Here is a 22,086-nt window from a genome sequence, read left to right as displayed (position 1 = left end):
TTATAAAAATATTGCTTTAGAGGAAATGAAAGCCGCGAGAAGGGGAGAGTCTCCTGCGGCTTTCATGTATTACCTAAACGATTCGTTTAGAAGGTGTAACGTGCACCTAAGCTGTAACGTGCACCCTGTTGGGCTACGTTCATTACTTGGTACTTGCTACGACCGTGCTTACGACGATATTCATCAGTAATGTTAATACCTTCGAAGAAGACCGCTAGACCTTCAATGTTGGCAAATTCATAGCTGACGTTAAAGTCGATTTGCTCGTACTCTTCAACGAATGTTGGGTTAGCACCGGTGTCATTACCTTTACTTTCTAAGTAATCATCACGCCAGTTATAGGCTAAACGTGCTGAAATACCGTAGTTTTCATAGAAAAGTACAAGGTTGGCGGTATCAGAAATACCTTCTTGTACTTGGTCATTCGAACCATATACATCGGTATTGTCGTAATCACCACCGGTAATGATACGGTTGTCGTAATCGTCACCAGCATCAACCATAGTGTAGTTGGCAAACATACCGAAACCGGTATCCCAGAAAACGTGTTGAACAGCGAATTCGAAACCGTCAAATTCATTTTCAACGCTATCATTTACCGGAACGTTGATTAAGAATTCAACTTCGTTGTCTTCTTCAACACCTTCAATGATAAGTTTACCGTCTTGCATGTACACTTCTGGGCGATCGCCGTAGTTGTCGTAAATCCATTGACGTTGCTGACCTGCATCACCACCAACAGCGGCTACAGCTTCATTGTATTTAGGACCATCTACTGGGTTATCAATGTTAAATAAGTTTTCTCTTATTTGACCATTGGTGATCCAGTTGGTTACGTCTTTTCTGAAGTAACCGATAGCCGCATAACTTGACTCATCGTAGTACCATTCAAGTGAAAGGTCATAGTTATCTGATTCAAGTGGTTCTAAGCTAGGGTTACCCGAGCTACCGCTTGCGCCACCTTTGTTAAACTGTGTACCAACGGTTGTACCACCTTGAATGTCGCCATACCAAGGTCGACCAATGGTTTCACTGTAGGCTGCACGGAAGATGATCTCTTCAGTAACTTCTAGGTTAAAGTTGATATTCGGTAAGGTGTGATCGTACTCACCAGAACGGCTAAGTGCTTCTTGACCAGATTGTTGTAGTACAATCTCGGTATCACCTTCCCAATTAGCACCATCGTATACTGGTACTACAGATTTCGAGTCAACTTCAGTTTCTTCGTAACGAACACCGATGTGAATATCGTATGGCATATCGCCGATTTCACCTTCGTAGTTCCATTGTAGGTAGAATGCGGTTACTTCTTCTTCAACGAAACGGTCAGTATCGGCCGCATAATCTGTTGAGGCACAGAATTGAGTACCACAATCACCAACTAGGCCACTTAGGTTGTCAGGCGTGTAGTTTGCTTCAGCATAACTACGTAGGTCATCGAAATCCCAAGCAAAGTAGTAGTCAACGATTTCATAATCGTCAGGACCGTCAGGATGATCTTTAAAGTCACCACCGTCTACGTCATCAAACTTGCTGTGTACACCTTCAGTGGCACCTGCGATATCCGCTAAGTCACCAGCAGCACCTACACCACCCCAGTCGTTACGTTGAACTTGAACGGCGCGGTTGTGTTTTTCAGCTTTCATGTAGCTCGCACCAAAATCAATGCTACCAAACTCGTCAAGCTCTAACTTACCGTTAAATTGGGTTTGATCGATTTCTGCGCGGTTATCATCGTTACGGAAGAATGAACCGGTAACAAGGTAATCGGCTTTCGTTACTGTACTTGAACCACGTACCGCCAAGATAGGAAGGTCGCGAGTAAAGTCAGTTGCCGCTTGTTCACGTATAAATGCCGCAGTTGATAAGGTATTTGAGCTACCGTATGGGCTGTTTGGCGTTTCTTCAGCGTCAGACGAGTGGTGATCCACTTCTAACCATAAGCTGTCGTTAACTTGCCATGCAAAGTTAAAACCGATTGAATCAGATTCAGCTTTGGTTGCAGAGTCACCGGTCGCCATTGATAAATCTTGGTTACCGATACCGTTAGCTGCGTAATCTTCTTCATAGAATAACGGTGAAGATACGTCGCCATCGGTCCAAACGTTCTCAGAAGGAGCGAATGTAAACCAAGCTGATACCTCATTGAACTGACGATCAACTTCGTTGCTCATATGAGTGTAATCAAGGGTAAATGTCATGTTATCGTTTGGTGCGTATTGCAACACCAACTGACCGTTAATACGCTCACGTTGTTGTTCTTCAAAACGATAAATTGTTGTTTGTGGTACAGAGTAGTTTGCATCACCAGCTGGATCTGGACGGTTTACTTGGTTCTCGTATGGAACACCACCCCAACCAGCGTTTGAGCCACTCCAATCTTGGTTAATACGTGCTGGGAATGTACGCCAGCCGGTACCAACCATTGCTTGTTGGTTACCACTTTCACGCTCTGAATAGCTACCAGAGATTGAAATACCAAACTTGTCATCCATAAAGGTGTTTGAATACAAACCTGACATTTCTGGTGTGATATCACCATCATCTGCAGACGAATCATCCATACCTTTAACCGCGAACGTCGCCGTCATACCAGGCTTGTTTAATGGACGGTGAGTTAGGATGTTAATGGTTGCACCGATACCACCGGTTGCAATAGATGCTTCACTTGTTTTGTATACTTCAGCACCAGATACAAGCTCAGACGCGATGTTATCAAAATCAAATGAACGACCACCGGTCGTAGTTGGCATTTGACGACCATTTAGTAACACTAGGTTACGATCCGGACCAAAACCACGAACAGTAACTTGGCTACCTTCACCGTTGTCACGGTCAATAGCAACACCAGAGATACGTTGTAACGATTCTGCTAGGTTAGAGTCTGGGAACTTACCGATATCCTCGGCATTGATGGCGTCAACGATACCAGAGCTAGAGCGCTTGATATCCATTGCTTTGGTTAGTGAGCCACGTATACCCGTGACCTCAATAACCTCTACGTCTTCCTCGACGGCTGATTCTTCTTCCCCATGTGCAGGAAGTACAACAGAAGCACCCAAAATCAAAGAAAGGCTAGAGGCCAACTTTGTTTTGTTGAACTTGTAAGACTTCATTAAATTTCCCTCGGTTAATTTATTATCATTTGTAATGATTATTTTTGTAAGCGCTTACATTTAATGTTTCCGATCTCGCTTTTGGATGGTGTAATAAATTTGAAAGCGCTTACACTAAATTAGAATAATTAAGATAGTAGATCAACTATTTTTTTACAAGTTGGTTACAATTTGCGCAAACCTAGACGGTTATTAGCGTGCGTTGATTTTGTGGGATATTAACTAAGTGCGCCGCCAGACATGACTTTTTGTTATTTTTAAAGGTCTACAGTGTTTTTTTGAGGGGCAGACAAATATTGCACAGTTGTAACTAAAACGTAATCGCTACTCTTGCAATATTTTACTTGAGAACGTATATTTTTGTGAAAGCGCTTACATGAGGTGGCTGAAATGTCAGCAAAAAGTGCTTTAAAAATAGACTTTGGTGGTACCCGCTATAAAAGTTGAAGATCAAGTAGCCGGTTAGAAGTCACATAAATAACAATAATAATTCCTTTGCTCTATTGCTTTGGCGATGGCCAAAACAGCAATATTTTAAGAGCTATGACATTAAAAAGGATCTAGCTTGAGTACCACAAAATTATCCTTCAATGAAAAAGCCGGATATGCGTTAGGCGATGTAGCTTCCAATTTCTATTGGCGCGTATTCGATGTATTCCTCTTTATTTTTTATACCGATGTGTTTGGTTTGCCGGCAGCAACTGTGGGCACCATGATGTTGGTTACCCGCTTAATTGATGCCTTTTCTGACCCTATCATGGGCGCAATCGCCGATAGGACGCAAACACGCTGGGGGAAATTTAAACCGTATTTGCTGTGGGGCATCTTACCTATCGCTGCAGCCGGGGTATTAACCTTCACCGTTCCTGATGTCTCAGATTCAGGTAAAGTGGTTTGGGCGTATGCAACGTATATATTCATGATGTTAGCCTATACCTTTATTAACGTTCCTTATGGTGCGTTACTTGGTGTTATCACCGATGACAGTAAAGACAGAACATCGTTGACAAGTTTTCGTTTTATCGGTGCGTTTTCTGGTGGTTCTTTAGTTGCTTATATCACCCCAGAGTTGGTGATTATGTTAGGCGCTGGTGATGAGGCCCTGGGCTGGCAATTAACGATGGCGTTATACGGTGTCATCGCCGCAATATTATTTTGGTTCACATTTCGCAGTTGTCGTGAGCGCATAGCACCACCGCAGAACCAACAAAGCAGTGTCTGGCAAGATATTCGCGATCTGGGTTCAAACAAGCCTTGGCTGGTGTTGTTTGCTTTGGCGCTTATCATCATGATGACCATTTCATTACGAGCCAGCACCGGTACCTTTTACTTTAAGTATTTTGTCGAACGAGAAGATCTGATCGGTAGCTTTTCTATGGTTTACCTATTGGCATTGGCCTGCGGGGCGGCTGCGACACCCTTTATGTGCCGCTATCTTGATAAAAAAGTGTTGTTGTTGATTTTAATGACCTTAGTCAGCGCATTTTCGATGGCTTTCTATTTTATTCCAAAAGACGCCATCGGCCTGATGTATGCGTGCCAGATTATTATTGGTTTTTGTTTGGGGCCTAAATCGCCATTGGTGTTTTCAATGTATGCCGATTCAGCAGATTATTCTGAATGGAAAAACGGCCGTCGTGCAACGGCGATGATATTTTCTGCTGCGGCATTTTCACAAAAACTCGGCGGCGCTTTGGCGGGGGCGCTAATTGGTTATCTACTGGCATCCCTTGGCTACGTCGCCAATCAACAGCAAAGCAGTGAATCGCAAGCCGGTATTGTGTTGCTGATGACGGTGATCCCCGGAGTATTTGCCTTATTGTCGGTGCTATTAATCAAAATTTACCCACTCACAGAAAAGCGGCTAACGGATATCCAGCAACAACTAAAAACGAGAAAGGCGAACGACAATAACCCGATGGACAATAATAACCCCCCAATTCCCCTAGCTGGAGAAGGCAATCAACATGGCTAAAGTGAACTTTGATTTCCAATCTCAGCAAAAGCAAGCGTCGATTAACTTGCGAGATGCCACGGTAATGCCGTTAGCATCGGCCTATTTGTTTAACCCAAAGTTGAGTGTTCAGGCAAATTGCCAAGGTTATTTGCAGGCGCAGTTTATGCAACCTGAGCCTGGCAAATATTCTCGCGGTCCAAGTATTGAAGCGACGACCTTTATGCAACCGGAAATGCCGTACTTTGCCCACGCACCTGGCCGTTTTGTCTATATCAAAGACGAAGACACTGGCGAAATTTTTTCGGCACCACACCAACCGTGTCGACAAAAGGCCAAGTTTTACCGATTTCGCCAAGGCATGTCATCGATTCAGTGGTGTTACCGTTTATCCGGTATCGAAGTATTACTGACCTTACAAATCGACAGCGAAGATATTTGTGAACTGTATACCTTAGAGGTGAAAAACTTAGGGAAGAAAACCCGTAGAATAAGTATTTACCCCTATTTTTCAATCGGCTATATGAGCTGGATGAATCAACAAGCACAATACGCAGACGAATTAGAAGGCATCGTCGCTACGTCTATTACCCCTTATCAAAAGGTTGATGATTACTTTGCTAATCAAGAACTAAAAGACAAAACCTATCTGTTAACATCGAAAAAGCCGTATGGCTATTGTGCCAATCAACAAAAATTTGAAGGTGATGGCCATTTATCGATGCCGGACGCCTTAAAAAAAGCCCGATTAGCCAATGATGAAGCCATATATGAAACTCCTTTGGCTTGCTTGCAATATCGACAAGTTCTTGATGAAAAACAGGTTTTTTCGGTAAAAATGGTGTTTGGGCCAGCCAAAGATGCCGACGAAATCGAGGCTATCAAAGCCAAATACATTGATGATCCCGATGGTTTTAGTAAAGCCAGCGAGCGCTATCAAGCCTATCAGCAGCAAGCACAACAACATTTTGTTATCGATAGCCCGGATGACGCCTTAAACCAGTTTGTTAATAACTGGCTGCCAAGACAGATTTTTTATCATGATCAATGCCAACGATTAACCACCGACCCACAAACCCGTAATTACTTGCAAGACAGTATCGGTATTGCTTTTATTAACGCAGAGCAAACTCGCAAAGCGTTATTGCATGCGGTGAGCCAACAACACCGCGATGGTCGTATGCCCGATGGTATTTTAATCGAGCAAAATGCGACATTGAAATACATTAATCAGGTACCACATGCAGACCATTGTGTTTGGTTGCCATTGACGCTGCAGGTATACCTCGATGAAACCAATGATAGCGATATTTTGCAGCAGCGCTTGGCGTTTGGCGATTCGGCCGAAAACGTCAGTTTCGCAGAGCATGTTGAACTGGCGATGCAATACCTACTTGATGCCACTGACGAGCAAGGATTGAGTTATATTGCCCAAGGCGATTGGTGCGACCCGATGAATATGGTCGGCTATAAGGGTAAAGGGGTATCGGCATGGTTGTCACTTGCAACAAGTTATGCGATTAAAACATGGTGTTATATCTGTAAAACCTACCTGCCTGAATACCCAAGCAGTAAGTTGGCCGAGTTTGAATACGCCAGTCAGGCGATAAATAAGGCGGTTAATAAAGTATTTTGGGATGGCGGTTGGTATGCTCGAGGCAAAACCGATGCTGGTGTTATTTTTGGTTGCAAAAACGATGTTGAAGGTAGTATTTATCTCAACCCGCAAAGCTTTGCTATATTATCTGGTGCGGCAACACCAGCAAAACGCTTTACCTTGCTGCATGAAGTGATGCAACGATTACACACGCCTTATGGGGTGATGATGCTGGCTCCAGCCTATACCGGTATGCGTGACGACGTTGGACGCATTACACAAAAATTCCCGGGGAGTGCTGAGAATGGTTCCATTTATAATCATGCCAGTGCGTTTTACGCCTATAGTTTATTGCAAATAGGCGAGTCGAGTATGGCGTATGATGTATTGCGAAAAATGCTCCCCGATGAAAACGATGCGCTTATCCGTGGACAGTTACCTAATTTTATTCCCAACTACTACCGCGGTGCCTATTTATTGCACCCAGAATACACAGGGCGTTCAAGCCAATTAATAAACACTGGCACTATCGCATGGGTGTATCGATGTTTTATCGAGCATATTTGTGGTTTAAAAGGTGAGGGCGATGGTTTGCGAATCAATCCTAACCTACCGCAAGCTTGGAACCTGTGCAGCGGTTCTCGAAATTTTAGAGGGGCTTATTTCACCTTTAATATTCGCCGCGCTGAGGTAAAGAAAACACGAGTTCATATTAATAATGTATTATTAAATAGCAATGTTTTCAGGGCGATAGAGGCAGGAAAACATTATATGTTGGATATCGAAATACCGAGACCATAAAGCCAAAACATAATTTATCAATGTTTTGTCAATGTAAGGAGAAAGGCCGTGTTGCGTGCCATTGTACTTGTTTTATTAATGACCATAAGTTGGCAAAGTTTAAGCTGGCAGAAACCTGAAAAGCAATCATTTACAGCCCCATATAGCGAGCAAGCGATTAACATAAATGCCGACGCGGATGATCCCGTATGGCAGCAGGGGCAATGGTATCCATTGGATCAAGACATGATTGGCAATTACCCTAAAAGCGATGATTTTTCTGGGCGATTCAAGGTCGCTTGGGACGAAAAATATGTGTACTTATTGGTAGAGATGAGCGACGACGTGCTGTTTGACCAATACGCCGACCCACTGTTTTTCTATTGGGATGATGACGCGTTAGAAGTGTTTATAGATGAAGACGCGTCCGGTGGTTCCCATACCTTTGACTATAATGCATTTGCCTATCATATTGCTTTGGATAATCAAGCGATTGATATCGGTGGTCAACTGGAAAACGGTGAGCCGGAATTTTTAGCCCTAAATTCTCATGTCAAAAGCCAGTGGCGTCGTGATGATAAACGACCTAATGGCATCATTTGGGAAGTGGCGTTAGAAATTCATAATGATTCATTTGATCATAACAAACCGCTCGACAAGTGGCAGACGTCGCGGGTCACCTTGCAAGAAGGTAAAGTGTTGGGCTTTATGCTCGCCTATTGTGACAATGACGGCAGTAAAGTCAGAGAACACTTTCTCGGCTCTACGACGATTACGCCAATCGCAGGCGATAAAAATTTAGGCTATAAAACCGCCGATGTATTTTCTCGGCTAACGTTGGTTAAAGGTAACTAAAACAGATCATGAAAAACGCTATCAAACATTCGATATTAAGCCGAGCGATAACATATGGCGCGTCATCAATATTCGTGCTTGTTGGTTTATCGGCGTGTAAGCAGTCGACACAACAAAATGAACAAACCGAGCAAACTCAACAAGCGGTGCAAGCAACAGTACAAAGCATTGATAGCGCGGATTACCAGCAAGCCAAACAAACACGGTTAGCCAAGGTAGAGCAAGACGTTGAACAGTTGCTGGCAAAATTGACGTTAGAAGAAAAGGTATCTTTGGTGCATGCCAGTGGCAAGTTCCACGTCAATGCCATTGAACGTTTGGGTATCCCAGAATTGTGGTTATCGGATGGCCCACATGGTGTTCGTTATCAACACGAACGCGACACCTGGAATGCCGCAGGTTGGGACGATGATCATGCCACTTATTTACCGCATTTAACCACGGTTGCAGCCAGTTTTGATCCGGAAATGGCGCACCTACATGGTAGTGTGTTAGGGGCAGAAGCGCGGCATCGCGGTAAAGATATCATTTTAGGTCCCGGTGTAAATTTGGCGCGCTTGCCGTTATACGGTCGTAATTTTGAATACATGGGCGAAGACCCGTTTCTTGCCGCCAGTCTTGTGGTACCTGAAGTTAAAGGCATTCAATCGCAAGACGTTGCCGCCAACGCAAAACACTATGCGCTCAATACCCAAGAATTAAACCGTATTGGTGTTAATGCCAAACCGGATGAACGTACTTTACGCGAAGTGTATTTGCCGGCCTTTGAAGCGGCGGTTAAGCAAGGCGGTGTGTATTCTGTTATGGGCGCATACAACCAATACTATGGCACCAATGCCAACCAATCGAAACATCTGGTGATGGACATCTTAAAAGGCGATTGGGGCTTTGACGGCGTATTGCTCACCGATTGGAACGTCGATATCAATACCTATGATGCTGCGGTTAATGGTTTGGATTTAGAAATGGGTACCAATGTTGAGTCTTATGACGACTACTTTTTGGCGCAGCCGTTTTTGCAAATGCTAAAAGACGGTAAAATTTCTGAGTCGGTTGTTGATGACAAAGTCAGACGCATCTTACGTTTGATGCATCGAGTCGGTATGTGGGATGAGTCACGTTTACCGGGCAGTCGCAATACCAAAACGCATCAACAAGCAGCGCGACATATTGCCAGTCAAGGCGTGGTGTTGCTAAAAAATAACGGCAACGTTTTGCCATTGAGTAAAGACATTAAAAACGTCTTAGTACTCGGTCCTAACGCCGATCGTATCCATGGCTTAGGCGGCGGTTCTTCAGAGGTGAAGTCGTTATATGAAATCACGCCATTGCAAGGGCTGAAAAACTATTTGGGTGACGAGGTTAATATCGAGGTGATGCGCGCTCGTTCGAGTTCTTTAGCGCCAATTGCGGCCGATTATATCGCCTCGAAACATTGGACCGGTACGCCCGCTTGGACCTACAAACGTTTTAGTGATGCATCTAAGTCAGAGTTATTAGAAGAGTCTTGGATCATTAATGCCAGCTATAAAAGTGGCTCTGACAATGCCAGCGAGTTTATTGAGATGGACGCTGAGGTAAAGCCATTTGAAAGTGGCGAGCATCTGTTAAAACTCGAATATCAAGGGAAAATAAGCGTTAATATTGATGGTGATACGGTTTTAGAGCTGGACTCTGACAGCAAGCAAACAGCCAGTATTAGCGTTAATTTGAGTGCCGATAAAAATCATAAATTTGCCATTAGTTATCAAGGTAACGGTGAATTTGTGCTTGGTTGGGATGCACCCGGTGCATTTTTTGTCGACAAGGCAGAATATACCGCTGCTGCAGCGAAAGCCGATGCGGTCATTTATTTTGGTGGCTTAAGCCATGGCGATGACAGAGAAGCTATTGACCGTACAGATATGAAACTACCGGGCTCGCAAGACGAAGTGATCAACAATCTGCTTCAAGCCAACCCGAATACCGTGCTGTTTATGGTCGCTGGCTCTGCGGTTGAAATGCCATGGGCTGAGCAAGCGAACGCACTTGTTTGGGGCTGGTACGGAGGCCTTGAGGCCGGTAATGCTTTTGCTGATGTGATATTTGGTGATGTGAATCCAAGTGGCAAAATGCCAATTACCTTACCAAAACGATTGCAAGATACCGCGGCAATCGCGCTGAATGACTACAATGCCACCGAATCATTATACAAAGAAGGTGTATTTATCGGTTATCGCTGGTTTGAGCAACAAGCCATTGAGCCTGAGTTCGTGTTTGGCCATGGTTTGTCCTACACTGATTTTACCTTTGAAAACATCGATATAAGCAAAGGCGAGTACGCTTCCGATGATGATTCTAACGGCCTATATCAAGTCACCGTCGATGTTAAAAACACCGGCAAACGAGCTGGGGCTGAAGTGGTGCAATTATATTTGCAGGATGTCGAAGCCAGTGTTGAGCGACCAATTAAAGAGCTTAAAGGTTTTGCTAAAGTATTTTTACAGCCCGGCGAAAGCAAACAAGTCTCTATGGTGTTGAGTCAACGCGATTTATCGTTTTGGAGTGTCGAGGCTAATGACTGGAAGGCCGAGGCTGGCCAGTTTAAGGTGCATTTAGGTGCCTCGTTAGCTGATATACGCTTAACCGAAGCATTTCAATATGAGCCTGGCAATAACTAATCAACAAGTGGGTATCGCCAAACTAGGAGCAAATACGATGAATAAATCTACACAAGGTTTAAACACCATGCTGATCTGTTTTGCTCTGCTTGGTTGCTCTGAGCAAGCAAAACAAGATCAGTCTGTGCACGCTGAGGCTGACGATACGCAAGTTGTTGCAGCGCAAGCAGAGGATGAGCAAGGTAGCCAACCGGCTGCGTTTGTCGAAATCGATAAGCAAGCATACCAGCAGCGATTGCAAGGCTTTTGGTTAGGGCAAAGCATTGCCAACTGGACCGGTTTGATCACGGAAATGGATAAAGTCGGTACCCCAGAAACCATGCCGTTTTATACTGACCAAGACTGGGGCAGCAAAGATTTACCGGCGATGTGGGGCGAAGGTGTTCCACATAGCGATGTTATCGACTTTTACTTAGAGCGTGAGGGCGTGCCTTGGGGCGCAGATGATGATACCGATATTGAATACATTTATTTGCACCTTCATCATCAGTTACAAACAGCCAAGTTAACCGCTGAGCAAATCAAGCAAGGTTGGCTCAAGCATACCTATTCAGAAGATGACGCACCATTGTTTAAAAAATTCGCTGATTCAGAGCCTGTAAAAGAAAATTTTTTATGGGAATCAAATGAGCGTGCCCGTATTTTAATGGCACAAGGCATGTTGCCACCAGAAACCAGTGAAGCTAAAAATAATGCCAAATACATGATGATTGATGCCCAGTTAACCACCGAATTTTTCGGTTTGTTGGCACCGGTTAATGTCGCTGTTGCCAAAGATATAGCCTACTTACCTATACGCGTCGCCGCCAATCATGAGTCCGCGCAAATTGCCAACTTTTATGTGGTAATGCATTCTCTGGCAAGCAGCGTTGATAAAGACTTACCCATTGCTGAGCAAGGCATTTGGTTAGCAACTCAGGCGCGAAAACATCTTAACGATAATGACTATCCGGCGAAAATGTTTGACTTTGTATTGGCCCACTATCGCAATAACCCCGATAAACAAAATTGGGAAGTAACTCGAGATGCGGTGTATCAGCGCTATCAATTAGAGCAAGCTGATGGTTATCAATACAAAGACCCATTTGAAGCGGGCATTAATTATGCGGCAAGCTTGGTGAGTTGGTTTTATGGTCAAGGCGACGTAAAAAGAACCATTCAAATAGGCAGCTTAAGTGGCTGGGATTCTGACAACCCAACGGCAACTTGGGGCGGTTTATTGGGTTTTTTGCACGGTATTGATGGCGTTAAATCGGCGTTTGCAAGCGACAATATATCAGATACCTATTGGATACATAGGACCCGCCGTAATTTTCCTGACCATACCCCAACAAAAGATGGTGAAGACAGTTTCGCGCTGATGGCAGAGCGCATGTTAAGCATTATTGATTTGGTTGTCGTTGAAAAAATGCAAGGCCGAAGCGATGCCAATAAATGGCAAATCCCTGTGGCGTTGAATACCAAATAGAGTGCACAGCACACGCGCCTAGATTTATGACTCGGCACCTAATTCTAAGAAAAGTTACGAGCTTAGTGCATGATTAATGCATGAGAGTCAGCTTAAAAGCTAAACAGAGGCGAAACCTTATAGGTTTGGCCTCTGTTTATTTTTACCGCTGTTAATTTGTGATAGGCGTTAATTTTGAGCTGAGCTTATTGCCGAGTTATTATAGCTACTGGCGATGTTGTTCGAGTTTGATTGCCGCAAATAGTCATCGCATATTGCAATACCTGTTGGCATTTCTCGACTAAACTATTTAAAATCCCCACAATTTTAGACAATAGCTGAATATTAATGAACGCAGAATTATTTTTTATATATGATAGCCATAGCCCATGGAGCTATGCATCATCGGCACTGGTTGAACAAATTCACAAGGCATTTGCTGATATGCCTATCCATCTTTGGCATATTGCTTACTTTGATGGCAATGACAGTCCGGGTAAAAAACAGGCGCAACAAGTCGCTGAGCAGAGCGCGGCGCATTTTGGTATGGATTATCTGCAATACGCTGATGACAGCAAAGACTCGCTGATGTCTGCTAACTTTATGGCTTGGGCGGCAAATAAACAGCCACACCAAGCAATTGCGATTTTACGTGCACTACAGCAGCAGCACTTTGTCGACAATAACCCGTTATTGGATAAAGAAGATTTTCAATCATTGTGTGACACCTTTAAATTGTCACCACCAGGTAAGGTATTTAAAGACACCTTAACGCGCGATGCCGAGTACGCATTAGCGGAAATTGATGAGATTCAACAAGTGATCAATACCAAAGCATTTCCGGCGTTACTATTGGCTGTGGATGATAACTTAGTGTTATTGAATCACAACCTGTATTTGACCAAACCTGAAGCCATCATTGATGCCATTAAGATGGAGCTTTAACGTCGAGTTAAGCAGCCACAATGCATCTAAACTGAGCTTTGTATCGTATCATCTGCAAAATAAGGTGATACGATGATCTCTCCCAAAAAATTACTAAACAGCAAGTGGACAAAACTGCAGGTCAATAATAAGGAACGCCATTTCTTTATTGCCAAAGTCACATACGATGATAACGGTAAGGTAATAGAGTGCCTCATTCAGGCGGTTATCAATAATAACCAATATGATATTGATTGGCGTCAGCTAAAAGATAGCGCGATATGGCGCAGTGGCTGGCATTAACTATTGGCCTATATGCGGACTGTCATTGCCATTGCCATTATAGGTGTTTAGTTTTAGGTGTTTAATTTTAGGTGTTTAATTTTAGGTGTTTAATTTTAGGTGTTTAATTTTAGGTGTTTAGTTTTGAACGCTGTGCGAAGACATACTGAAAACGAGTAACAATATTGTGAAACGAGTGACCTTATACACCATGAATAAATGCCCGCATTGTCAAACGGCGAAGCAATATCTGGACAATTTAGGCATCAAATATCGGCTTTGTAATGTTTCGACGCCTAATGGCAAAAAAGAGTTTAATCAACTTGGTTTTCGTGGCGTGCCAGTGGTTAAAGTAGGCGATCAATTTATCAATGGTTTTTCAATTAAACAATTTAATCGCTTGTACAAATCCTGATAGCTTGTGATCTACAATGACAAACTCATCGACAACTTCAGCTTTAGCAGCAACTTTAACACCAGCCCTAACACCCGCTCTAACATGGCTATAGCAGTAGCTTTTGCAATAGCTTTTGCAAAAGCGACGAAATGGCGTTCATGCCTATCTAAATGCCTGTCTAGATGCTTTTCGCCATCTTGTTATCATCACCATTAATAACCCCAAGCTAGCGATAAACCAAGATAGAGAACCGCCACTGCCGCCACTAGAAGATGAGCTTTGCTCGGCACTGGTGACTTGTTCATTACTGATGATCACGTTGGCGCTGCTGGAGTTGTCACCACTATTTAACACTAATTGATAGGTTTTACTGCTGCTTTGCAGCTCACCAATATGCAAATTCAGTGTGGTTTCTAACTGTCCATGAGCAAAACTTAATGTTCGTTGCTGTAATGTAATAACCTCATCGCTGACCACATTATTATCACCATCATTAACGGCAACAGATACCTCGAGAATACCGACATTGCCATTGCGACGTTCAACTTTAACGCTGACATCGCCAGCGCCACCATTAAATTGGTAACTGGCAATTGCAAAGCGCGCAACACCGGCTCCGAGGGCGTTTAACGCTGGATTGGTGTTATTGTTGAGTTCGTCTCGATTACTTGTGCCATCCATATCGTAATCGTCATACTCGGTGGCATCGTCGCAATCCGCGGGTAAATCTATGGCATAAACATCTTCAAAGTTTTGTAGATAGTCCACTTGCCAACAATAGACCGGATTATTTTGTAATGATAATTTTAGCCAGCGCTTTTGTTGGTTAAATAACGGCGAGACATCACTTACTTGATTATTGTTTAGGTTTAAAGACACTAAGTGCTTAAGCTTGCCTAGCGTCTCAATATTGTTTATCTGGTTGTAGCTTAAGTTTAAGGTGCGCAGAGCAAACAAGTTACTTAAATCGTCCAGATTTGAAATTTGTTTTGCTTCACAACTGAGGCTGTTAAACATGCCAATATAATAATGGCTGGCGATATTGGCTTGAATGCAGCCTTTAAGTTGCGCATGCTGAAAACTGGTCAGCAAGGTTTCACTGCGGGTCAGGTTGACCGGCTCACTATAAAACTGAGCAACATCATCTCGAATAACATTGAGGGCAAAGCTGGCATCTGCACCCTGTTGCTGATCAGATTGATCGACACCGCAAGGGTAACCTAAGCAAGATAACTCGGGGTTAGAGAATACAGCTAAGCGGTTTGATGTTTTGAAATCACTGTTATACGCCATGACCGTGATAAAGCGTTTTTCAACGCCATGGCCCAAGGCAAAGTCGAAGGTGGAGCCTTCATATGGCCATTGCATTCTGGAATGTCGCAAGCCAAGATTATGGCCGATCTCATGGGCAAACACGTAATCCGAGGCATTGACATGCATAACCGAATACATGGAACGAATATCCTCACTTATCACCCCATACTCACCATTTACCCACGCATAACCGGTAACATTTGATGTTCTGCGCCCAAGGATAAAAAACACCAAATCCGCCGCCGTTTCATAGCGGATTTGCTCGATTTTTTCTCGTTGTTGTAAATCGTTGTAGGTCACATCGCGCAATGCGGTTTGTAAATCGCCATCAAATTGATAACTCAGTTTATGGCTAGCGGCCAATGTCAATTTGATATCTACCTTGCTGTTGCTAAATGTTTGATTGGCGACTTCGATGAGGTGACTAAAATGTAAGTCTTGCTGCCCGGAAAAGTAACTTTCGACCTCGTCTGTGTAGACCATAAGTATGGCTATCTCCGACTCCGGTGGGGGCGTTGTTAACGACATGTTCGCGGCAATTCTGTTTTGTATTTGACGGGCTTTGTCATGATCATGCAGATCATCACTATGCAAGTATTTGTGCGGTCTAACATCGTCCGCGTCGTTATGCATACTATGGATGGCGAACAACTTACCCTCACCATTTTGCACCAACAGTCGCAGGCTTTGCGTTGGCGTTCTTAACCAACCTTGGCTGGCGGTATCGCGATGGCTTAAAAACAAGGTGGTTGGTGTATGTTCATGGTGATCACTGGCGCTGATAAATAATGTTTGTTTGCCGTGTTTCTCACTGTGTTTTTTGCTGTCTACAGTGAGAGTAATGTGTTGCTGATGATTAACTTGCAATCGTATTTGTTGACCGACGAGCAGCTCAGTAAGCGCTTGAGTATTAAAGTTGACTATTATGTCTTGCTCGTTGATTAGCTCATGAACGTGGGTTTGCTGATGGTCAGGTTGTTTGTTGCGAGCAGCAAGCTGCCACAAATTGGTCGTCTGCGTTGTTGGTCGTTCGGATGTCTGCGTAGCTGACTGCTGCGCAGACTGTGCTGGGGTCGCATAGCTATTTTTGCTTAAAGCAAAGCTGCATAATACTAGGGAAAACCCTGACAATATCAGCAGGATGGTTCTTAGCCACATAAAAACTCCATAGAAATCTTACGACGCCTATTACTGTTATTATATGGCCAAGCGTTGTCACAAATTTTAGTTCATGATTAGCGGTTATGCTTGCCATTTTGACAAATGGTTTTTTATTTAATGGCATCAAAAGATGCCGTTAAAAACGATTACTCGCCAATGTTCACCAAGTATCGCCCGGTGACTTCACCTTTAAAAAACTTAGGTAAAATATCAGGCACCTGATCCAACGAGATTTGTTGGGACAGTGTCGCTAAAACCGGTAGGTAATATTGCTCGGATATTTTGTGCCACATATGCGCTTTTCTCGAAAGCGCAATATTTACTGAGTCAACGCCTAACAAGGATACGCCACGAGTAATAAACGGAAACATGTTTAAGCTAAAGGTGGCAGACGCTGCTAAACCACAGGCAGCGACGCCGCCATTGGGTTTAATTTGCTTAATTAGGTTTGCCATAAAATCGCCGCCTAACGTATCTATACCGTGGGCATACAGGGCGCGGCCCATCGGTTTATCACCTATATCATTGAGTCGATCGCGATGAACAACGTCATTGGCTCCTAATTTTTGTAAGTAGCTGTTATCTGTTTTGCCACTAAAAGCGACGACGTCAAAGCCGAGCTTATGTAATAGCGCGACGGCAACGCTGCCAACGCCTCCCGTTGCGCCAGTTACAGCAACCGGACCATCATCAGGCTTAGCGCCCATAAGCAATAGCTTATCAACGCATAACGCTGCGGTAAGGCCGCCGGTACCGTAAATCATCGCATCAGATAAAGATAAATTGTTAGGGCAAGGCACAACCCAACTAGACGGCACGCAGATATATTGTGCTAATCCGCCAGGTGTATTCATACCAAGATCATAGCCAAACACCAGCACCTTGCTGTCTTTGGCAAATTGATTGGTTTTATCGTTAACAATGGTACCTGCCGCATCGATACCTGGGGTGTGTGGGAATTGTCTGGTTACCCCTTTATTACCGGCCGCAGACATTGCATCTTTGTAGTTTAGTGACGAATAATGCACTTTGATTAGCACCTCGTCATCGGGAAGATTACTCATGTCGAGTTGCTTTATTTGTTGGCTAAAACTGCCGTCTGCTTGCTCCTCAACCCAAAGTGCTCGATACGATTGCGTCATAATGATTACCTTATATCTAACGATAGCTACAAAAAACGATACCTATTAAGCCTAGGCATGCCTTAATGATGATAGGTGTTTTTGCGCAATTTGCTGAGTATAAATAACAAAAAATTCTGGCAGATAAGGAACACAAGACCTGCCAAGTTAGAAAAAAATTTCATCAAAAATTCGCCAGTTTCTTGTGATAAATTTGTGATAATTTCGTGAGCGATTTGACAGCTTTGCTTTGCATACTGATTTTGAAAATTACAAAAAACTTAGTAAATCAAAGAGGAAGCAAAATGAATTTCGTAAGCCCAAATAAACTAATTGCCATTGCCACCATGTCTACTTTATCGATGACGGCACAAGCTGCTGAAATAGAAGTGACCATAACCAATGCGACGCAAGGCATTTATTACACGCCAATTATCGTAGCCGCTCATAGTGGTGACGCACACGTCTTTGAAACGGGCACCATGGCCAGTGCTGAATTACAAGCAATGGCTGAGGGTGGTGATATTTCTGGCCTTTCCAGTGTCCTCGCAAATATCGGCGCTGATGTGGCTGAAAACCCTGCTGCCGGTTTATTAGCTCCAGGCATGTCGGCGATGGCGATGATGTCGACCTCAGAAGGTAATGACTACTTGTCATTAGCGGCGATGATTTTACCAAGTAACGATGGTTTTGTCGGTTTAGACAGTTGGATGATTCCAAGTGAACCAGGAACCTATACATTTACTTTAAACGCTTATGATGCGGGCACTGAAGCCAACGATGAAATCGTTAACGGTGGTGGTGCACCTGGTACTCCGGGTATTCCTGCCGCACCAGGTGGCGCTGCGGGTACTGGCGGTACGGGTGTCACCATGAGTGAAGAAAACACCTATGTACATATTCATCGCGGCAATATGGGGGATGGTGACGCCGAAGGTGGTAAAAGTGATCTTGATTACACGGTGCATCGCTGGCTTAACCCGGTTGCGAAAGTAACCGTTGTTGTTAAGTAATGGGAGGTTGTGATGAATTTTAAAATAAACAAACTAGCCGCTCTGGCGATCAGTTCAGGATTATTACTCACCGCTTGTGGTGGTGATAGCGGTGATGACAGCGTCTCAGCTGTCTCAACCAACATCCCGAATTTCAGTTACCAGGTAGATGTGGTCAACTTAACTTACGCGCAACCTATGTCGCCAGTGGCCGTAGTGTTGCACGATGAAGGTCAATTATGGACGCTAGGTGAGAGTGCCAGTATGGCATTGGAAAACTTAGCCGAAAGTGGTGATGGTGCCATGATCATGGATTTAGATGTGGTGAGCGTCAGTGCTGCCGGGGAGGGCATGTTAATGCCTGGTATGAATCAACAGATAACTATCACCACCAGCGCCTTGTTACCGCAAAAGATTTCATTGGCTACCATGCTGGTGAATACCAATGATGCCTTTGCCGGTGTTAACGGCTTAATGATCGCTGATCTTGAAGTTGGTGAAAGTATTTCCTTAGTTAGCGGTTCATATGATGCAGGAACAGAAGCAAACAGTGAAACCGCCGCTAGCATTCCAGGACCCGCTGGCGGTGGAGAAGGTTATAATGCGATTCGTGACGACGTCGACTTCGTTGCTATGCACCCGGGTGTTGTCACCATGGATGATGGCTTGATGGCATCTGCATTAACATTCGATCACAGGTTTGATAACCCAACGTTGAGAGTAACCATCACACGTACTGAGTAGCGAGCAGCTGTTATGCGGCTTCGCCATTTGGTAGGAGCCGCATATGACAGATACTGTACTGGTAGTAGAAGATGACGATGATTTAGCTGAGCTGGTGACCATGCAACTGCACGAGCTCGCTATCGATGTTGAACACCAACGTTGTGGACAAGAGGGCTTGGACAGGGCTTTGGCTAACGATTACCAGTTGGTGATCCTTGATGTGATGTTACCCAAGTTGTCTGGGCTTGATATTTGTCGGCAATTGCGAGACAAAAAGCCTGAGCAGGCGATTATGATTTTAACCTCGAAAAGCAGCGAAACGGACCGCGTATTAGGGTTAGAACTTGGCGCCGATGACTTTATGACCAAGCCGTTTAGTGTACGAGAGTTACAAGCTAGGGTCCGCACTCAGCTGCGTCGTGTGCATCTTCTTGCTGGATTTTGTCAACAGCAAGCGCCAGTAGAGTCGCAATTACAACTTGGCGACTTACACATTAATCAGCTAACTCATAAAACGACCTTAGCAGGGCAACGCTTGGATTTAACATCGACAGAATTTGATTTGTTGCTGTATCTAGCGTCGCACCCTGATCAAGTGTTTTCACGTTCACAGTTACTGAGCTCCGTTTGGGGATACCACCACTCCGGTTATGAGCATACGGTAAATTCTCACATTAATCGTTTGCGTAATAAATTAGAGAAAGATATCAACAACCCACAAATCGTGCAGACTGTTTGGGGGGTTGGTTATAAATTTAATCGACAAGGCGTTAGTGCATGACATTATCACTGTATCAAAGATTGAGCCTGGCGCTTTGCTTGGTGTTTATTGCCGTAGCCAGTGTTTTTTATCTTTGGTCAGAGCGTGCCGGTCAACAATTTCGACTTGAAGCTCAACAGCGTTTACATGTTTCACTTGCCGCTAATCTTGCTCGTGACAACCCGTTATTGCAACAAGGTATCTACGACAAACAAGCGTTAACTAACCTGTTTCATACGCAAATGGTTTTAGGGCCAGCGTTTGAATTTTATTTTGTCGACAAAGGCGGCAATATTGTTATCCACTCCGCCGATGATTCGTTGATAAAACGACAAACAATTGATTTACAACCCTTGCTTAACCTCACCAAAAATCAAGCACCTTTACCGATCCTTGGTGACGATCCTCGACACGTATCAAGAAAAAAAATCTTTTCTGCGGCACCGGTATTTAATGGTGCTGAACTGCAGGGCTATTTGTATGTCATTGTCGCTGGGCAGCGCTATGACAATATTTTCAATTCAGACCGAAGCCAGCGCAAGTTTACCGACTATTTAGTATTAAGCATTAGCGCGTTACTGTTTTTGCTGTTGTTGATGCTCGGCTTGTTTTGGTTTGTCACCAGCCCAATACGTCGTTTGAATCGAGATATTGACCAACTCATTGCCGCTTCATTTGACAGCTCGCAAATAGATCTGCGTTATTGGCAAAGCGATAGCGACAACGAGATCCAACAATTGGGCTGTCAGTTTAGGTTATTGGTGCAAAAAATTGATCATCAATTGCGAGAACTCACCGCCAATGATCAACAACGGCGTGAGTTATTGTCGCATTTATCCCACGATTTGCGCACGCCGCTAACGGCGATGCAAGGCTATATTGAGACATTGGCGATTCGAGATAAGCAATTAACCGATGACAAACGCCAAGAATACATGGCTATTGTGTTACGCAACAGTAAGCAGCTCAATATGCTTATTGACCAAATATTCGAACTCGCTCATCTTGATACCGGTCAGGTGTCACTGGACTGGGAAAGCTTCAATATAGGTGAGTTGTTGTATGACATTGCCGCTAAATTTCATTTGCAGGCGGAAAAGCACAACGTTGCTATTCATATCGAGCCACCACGATGCCAGTTATCTGTGTATAGCGACATAGGTAAGTTGGACCGCATTCTCACCAATTTGCTTGAAAACTCATTACGACACAGCTTTGCTGGAGGGACCATCAGTATTGACGTCGAAGATCTAGGTAATGATGTGCAAGTATCGGTTATCGATACCGGGACAGGCATCAAAAAAGAAGAAATCGCCTATATTTTTGAACCTCGTTATCGAGCCAGTAATGCCATTGATAATGAGCACAAACATAACGGCTTAGGGCTGGCAATTAGTAAACGATTATTGAAGTTGTTGAGCATAGATATCAAGGTGTATAGTGAGCTGGGTAAGGGCAGCCGTTTTGTTTTAACCCTTGCCAAACCGTTATAAAAAAGCCATCCTTATATGTACCTAAATCAACGAGTTAGAATTGATGATCGTACTGTCACTGGTGACGACTGTGGTTGTTGCTACTTGCGTCCTCTTACATTACGAGGCACTTAGGTCGTTATCTCGCCGATTGCCTTATTTGCACTATAAAAATAAATATCAAATTGTTGTTGGCGTCGTTGGAGCGCTGCTCGCTCATTGCGTACAAGTATGGATCTTTGCCTTGGGTTATTATTTTATGATGCAAGATGAGGCCTTTGGTACGCTAAAAGGCAACTTCAATGGCAGTTTGCTCGACTGCACTTACTTTTCTTTTACCACATTTAGTACCGTCGGTTTTGGTGATATCGAACCTCATGGGGCGATTCGATTTTATACCGGTGTAGAATCGTTAACCGGTCTATTATTGATTACTTGGACAGCATCCTTTTTGTTTTTGGAGATGCAGCGTTATTGGCAAACTGAGTCAGAGTAGTATCGATGATTGTTCGTCGCCAATTTAGCTGC

Annotated in this window: 16 protein-coding genes; 13 read left to right on the top strand and 3 right to left on the bottom strand. The window is 43.9% G+C overall.

Features of this window, described 5'->3' with window-relative positions; all coding sequences use genetic code 11:
* Positions 1 to 86: 86 nt before the first annotated feature.
* The gene (locus E2K93_RS02190; RefSeq protein WP_135437514.1) at positions 87 to 3,116 is read right to left on the bottom strand and encodes a TonB-dependent receptor; all 3,030 of its coding nucleotides are present in this window, start codon (positions 3,114 to 3,116) and stop codon (positions 87 to 89) included.
* Between the two features lie 565 nt (positions 3,117 to 3,681).
* On the opposite strand from E2K93_RS02190, the gene E2K93_RS02185 reads away from it, so the two are divergent.
* From E2K93_RS02185 to E2K93_RS02150, 8 genes are all read left to right on the top strand, one after another.
* Positions 3,682 to 5,091 carry an MFS transporter gene (locus E2K93_RS02185; RefSeq protein WP_135437513.1) on the top strand — a complete coding sequence of 470 codons (1,410 nt, stop codon included), beginning with the start codon at positions 3,682 to 3,684 and terminating at the stop codon, positions 5,089 to 5,091.
* Positions 5,084 to 7,468, top strand: coding sequence for a GH36-type glycosyl hydrolase domain-containing protein (locus E2K93_RS02180; RefSeq protein ID WP_135437512.1), 2,385 nt, complete (start codon positions 5,084 to 5,086; stop codon positions 7,466 to 7,468). Before E2K93_RS02185 ends, E2K93_RS02180 begins: the two co-directional genes overlap by 8 nt.
* Before the next feature lie 48 nt (positions 7,469 to 7,516).
* Positions 7,517 to 8,302, top strand: coding sequence for a sugar-binding protein (locus E2K93_RS02175; RefSeq protein ID WP_135437511.1), 786 nt, complete (start codon positions 7,517 to 7,519; stop codon positions 8,300 to 8,302).
* 8 nt (positions 8,303 to 8,310) lie between these two features.
* Positions 8,311 to 10,962: a beta-glucosidase gene (locus E2K93_RS02170; protein WP_135437510.1), complete on the top strand. Its 2,652-nt coding sequence runs from the start codon at positions 8,311 to 8,313 to the stop codon at positions 10,960 to 10,962.
* Positions 10,963 to 10,999: 37 nt separating this feature from the next.
* Positions 11,000 to 12,430, top strand: a complete 1,431-nt coding sequence (locus tag E2K93_RS02165) for an ADP-ribosylglycohydrolase family protein (protein ID WP_228445451.1) — start codon at positions 11,000 to 11,002, stop codon at positions 12,428 to 12,430.
* Between the two features lie 327 nt (positions 12,431 to 12,757).
* Positions 12,758 to 13,354, top strand: coding sequence for a protein-disulfide isomerase (locus E2K93_RS02160; RefSeq protein WP_135437509.1), 597 nt, complete (start codon positions 12,758 to 12,760; stop codon positions 13,352 to 13,354).
* 72 nt (positions 13,355 to 13,426) lie between these two features.
* The gene (locus E2K93_RS02155) at positions 13,427 to 13,636 is read left to right on the top strand and encodes a TIGR02450 family Trp-rich protein (RefSeq protein ID WP_135437508.1); all 210 of its coding nucleotides are present in this window, start codon (positions 13,427 to 13,429) and stop codon (positions 13,634 to 13,636) included.
* Between the two features lie 166 nt (positions 13,637 to 13,802).
* Positions 13,803 to 14,030, top strand: a complete 228-nt coding sequence (locus E2K93_RS02150) for a glutaredoxin family protein (RefSeq protein WP_135437507.1) — start codon at positions 13,803 to 13,805, stop codon at positions 14,028 to 14,030.
* A 144-nt stretch (positions 14,031 to 14,174) separates the two neighbouring features.
* Here E2K93_RS02150 and E2K93_RS02145 read toward each other — a convergent pair whose 3' ends face one another.
* Together E2K93_RS02145 and E2K93_RS02140 are read right to left on the bottom strand one after the other, a co-directional pair.
* Positions 14,175 to 16,484, bottom strand: coding sequence for a zinc-dependent metalloprotease family protein (locus E2K93_RS02145; RefSeq protein ID WP_135437506.1), 2,310 nt, complete (start codon positions 16,482 to 16,484; stop codon positions 14,175 to 14,177).
* A 149-nt stretch (positions 16,485 to 16,633) separates the two neighbouring features.
* Positions 16,634 to 17,629 (bottom strand): YhdH/YhfP family quinone oxidoreductase, encoded by a 996-nt coding sequence (locus tag E2K93_RS02140; RefSeq protein ID WP_135437505.1) that lies wholly within the window; start codon positions 17,627 to 17,629, stop codon positions 16,634 to 16,636.
* Positions 17,630 to 17,913: 284 nt separating this feature from the next.
* Here E2K93_RS02140 and E2K93_RS02135 point away from each other — a divergent pair, with 284 nt between their 5' ends.
* Genes E2K93_RS02135 through E2K93_RS02115 form a run of 5 tightly spaced genes read left to right on the top strand, consistent with a single transcriptional unit; the run spans position 17,914 to position 22,054 of the window.
* Positions 17,914 to 18,621 (top strand): spondin domain-containing protein, encoded by a 708-nt coding sequence (locus tag E2K93_RS02135; RefSeq protein ID WP_135437504.1) that lies wholly within the window; start codon positions 17,914 to 17,916, stop codon positions 18,619 to 18,621.
* Between the two features lie 12 nt (positions 18,622 to 18,633).
* Positions 18,634 to 19,344 (top strand): spondin domain-containing protein, encoded by a 711-nt coding sequence (locus E2K93_RS02130; protein ID WP_135437503.1) that lies wholly within the window; start codon positions 18,634 to 18,636, stop codon positions 19,342 to 19,344.
* A gap of 43 nt (positions 19,345 to 19,387) precedes the next feature.
* On the top strand, positions 19,388 to 20,107 hold the full coding sequence (locus E2K93_RS02125) for a response regulator transcription factor (protein ID WP_135437502.1): 720 nt from the start codon (positions 19,388 to 19,390) through the stop codon (positions 20,105 to 20,107).
* Positions 20,104 to 21,579 carry a sensor histidine kinase gene (locus E2K93_RS02120; protein ID WP_135437501.1) on the top strand — a complete coding sequence of 492 codons (1,476 nt, stop codon included), beginning with the start codon at positions 20,104 to 20,106 and terminating at the stop codon, positions 21,577 to 21,579. Before E2K93_RS02125 ends, E2K93_RS02120 begins: the two co-directional genes overlap by 4 nt.
* 43 nt (positions 21,580 to 21,622) lie before the next feature.
* Positions 21,623 to 22,054 carry a potassium channel family protein gene (locus tag E2K93_RS02115; protein WP_135440384.1) on the top strand — a complete coding sequence of 144 codons (432 nt, stop codon included), beginning with the start codon at positions 21,623 to 21,625 and terminating at the stop codon, positions 22,052 to 22,054.
* Positions 22,055 to 22,086 lie beyond the last annotated feature (32 nt).

It is taken from the genome of Thalassotalea sp. HSM 43, from assembly GCF_004752005.1.
In the GTDB taxonomy this organism is placed as follows: Bacteria; Pseudomonadota; Gammaproteobacteria; order Enterobacterales; family Alteromonadaceae; genus Thalassotalea_A.
Note: the sequence above shows the minus strand (reverse complement) of the source record. Positions and strands in the feature narration are given on the sequence as shown.

Bases quoted from the DNA above. Each gene is read 5' to 3' on its own strand.
- E2K93_RS02160 (WP_135437509.1), top strand. From the start codon at position 12,758: ATGAACGCAGAATTATTTTTTATATATGATAGCCATAGCCCATGGAGC.
- E2K93_RS02155 (WP_135437508.1), top strand. From the start codon at position 13,427: ATGATCTCTCCCAAAAAATTACTAAACAGCAAGTGGACAAAACTGCAG.
- E2K93_RS02115 (WP_135440384.1), top strand. From the start codon at position 21,623: ATGATCGTACTGTCACTGGTGACGACTGTGGTTGTTGCTACTTGCGTC.
- E2K93_RS02170 (WP_135437510.1), top strand. From the start codon at position 8,311: ATGAAAAACGCTATCAAACATTCGATATTAAGCCGAGCGATAACATAT.
- E2K93_RS02145 (WP_135437506.1), bottom strand. From the start codon at position 16,484: ATGTGGCTAAGAACCATCCTGCTGATATTGTCAGGGTTTTCCCTAGTA.
- E2K93_RS02190 (WP_135437514.1), bottom strand. From the start codon at position 3,116: ATGAAGTCTTACAAGTTCAACAAAACAAAGTTGGCCTCTAGCCTTTCT.
- E2K93_RS02125 (WP_135437502.1), top strand. From the start codon at position 19,388: ATGACAGATACTGTACTGGTAGTAGAAGATGACGATGATTTAGCTGAG.
- E2K93_RS02180 (WP_135437512.1), top strand. From the start codon at position 5,084: ATGGCTAAAGTGAACTTTGATTTCCAATCTCAGCAAAAGCAAGCGTCG.
- E2K93_RS02140 (WP_135437505.1), bottom strand. From the start codon at position 17,629: ATGACGCAATCGTATCGAGCACTTTGGGTTGAGGAGCAAGCAGACGGC.
- E2K93_RS02130 (WP_135437503.1), top strand. From the start codon at position 18,634: ATGAATTTTAAAATAAACAAACTAGCCGCTCTGGCGATCAGTTCAGGA.
- E2K93_RS02120 (WP_135437501.1), top strand. From the start codon at position 20,104: ATGACATTATCACTGTATCAAAGATTGAGCCTGGCGCTTTGCTTGGTG.
- E2K93_RS02165 (WP_228445451.1), top strand. From the start codon at position 11,000: ATGAATAAATCTACACAAGGTTTAAACACCATGCTGATCTGTTTTGCT.
- E2K93_RS02135 (WP_135437504.1), top strand. From the start codon at position 17,914: ATGAATTTCGTAAGCCCAAATAAACTAATTGCCATTGCCACCATGTCT.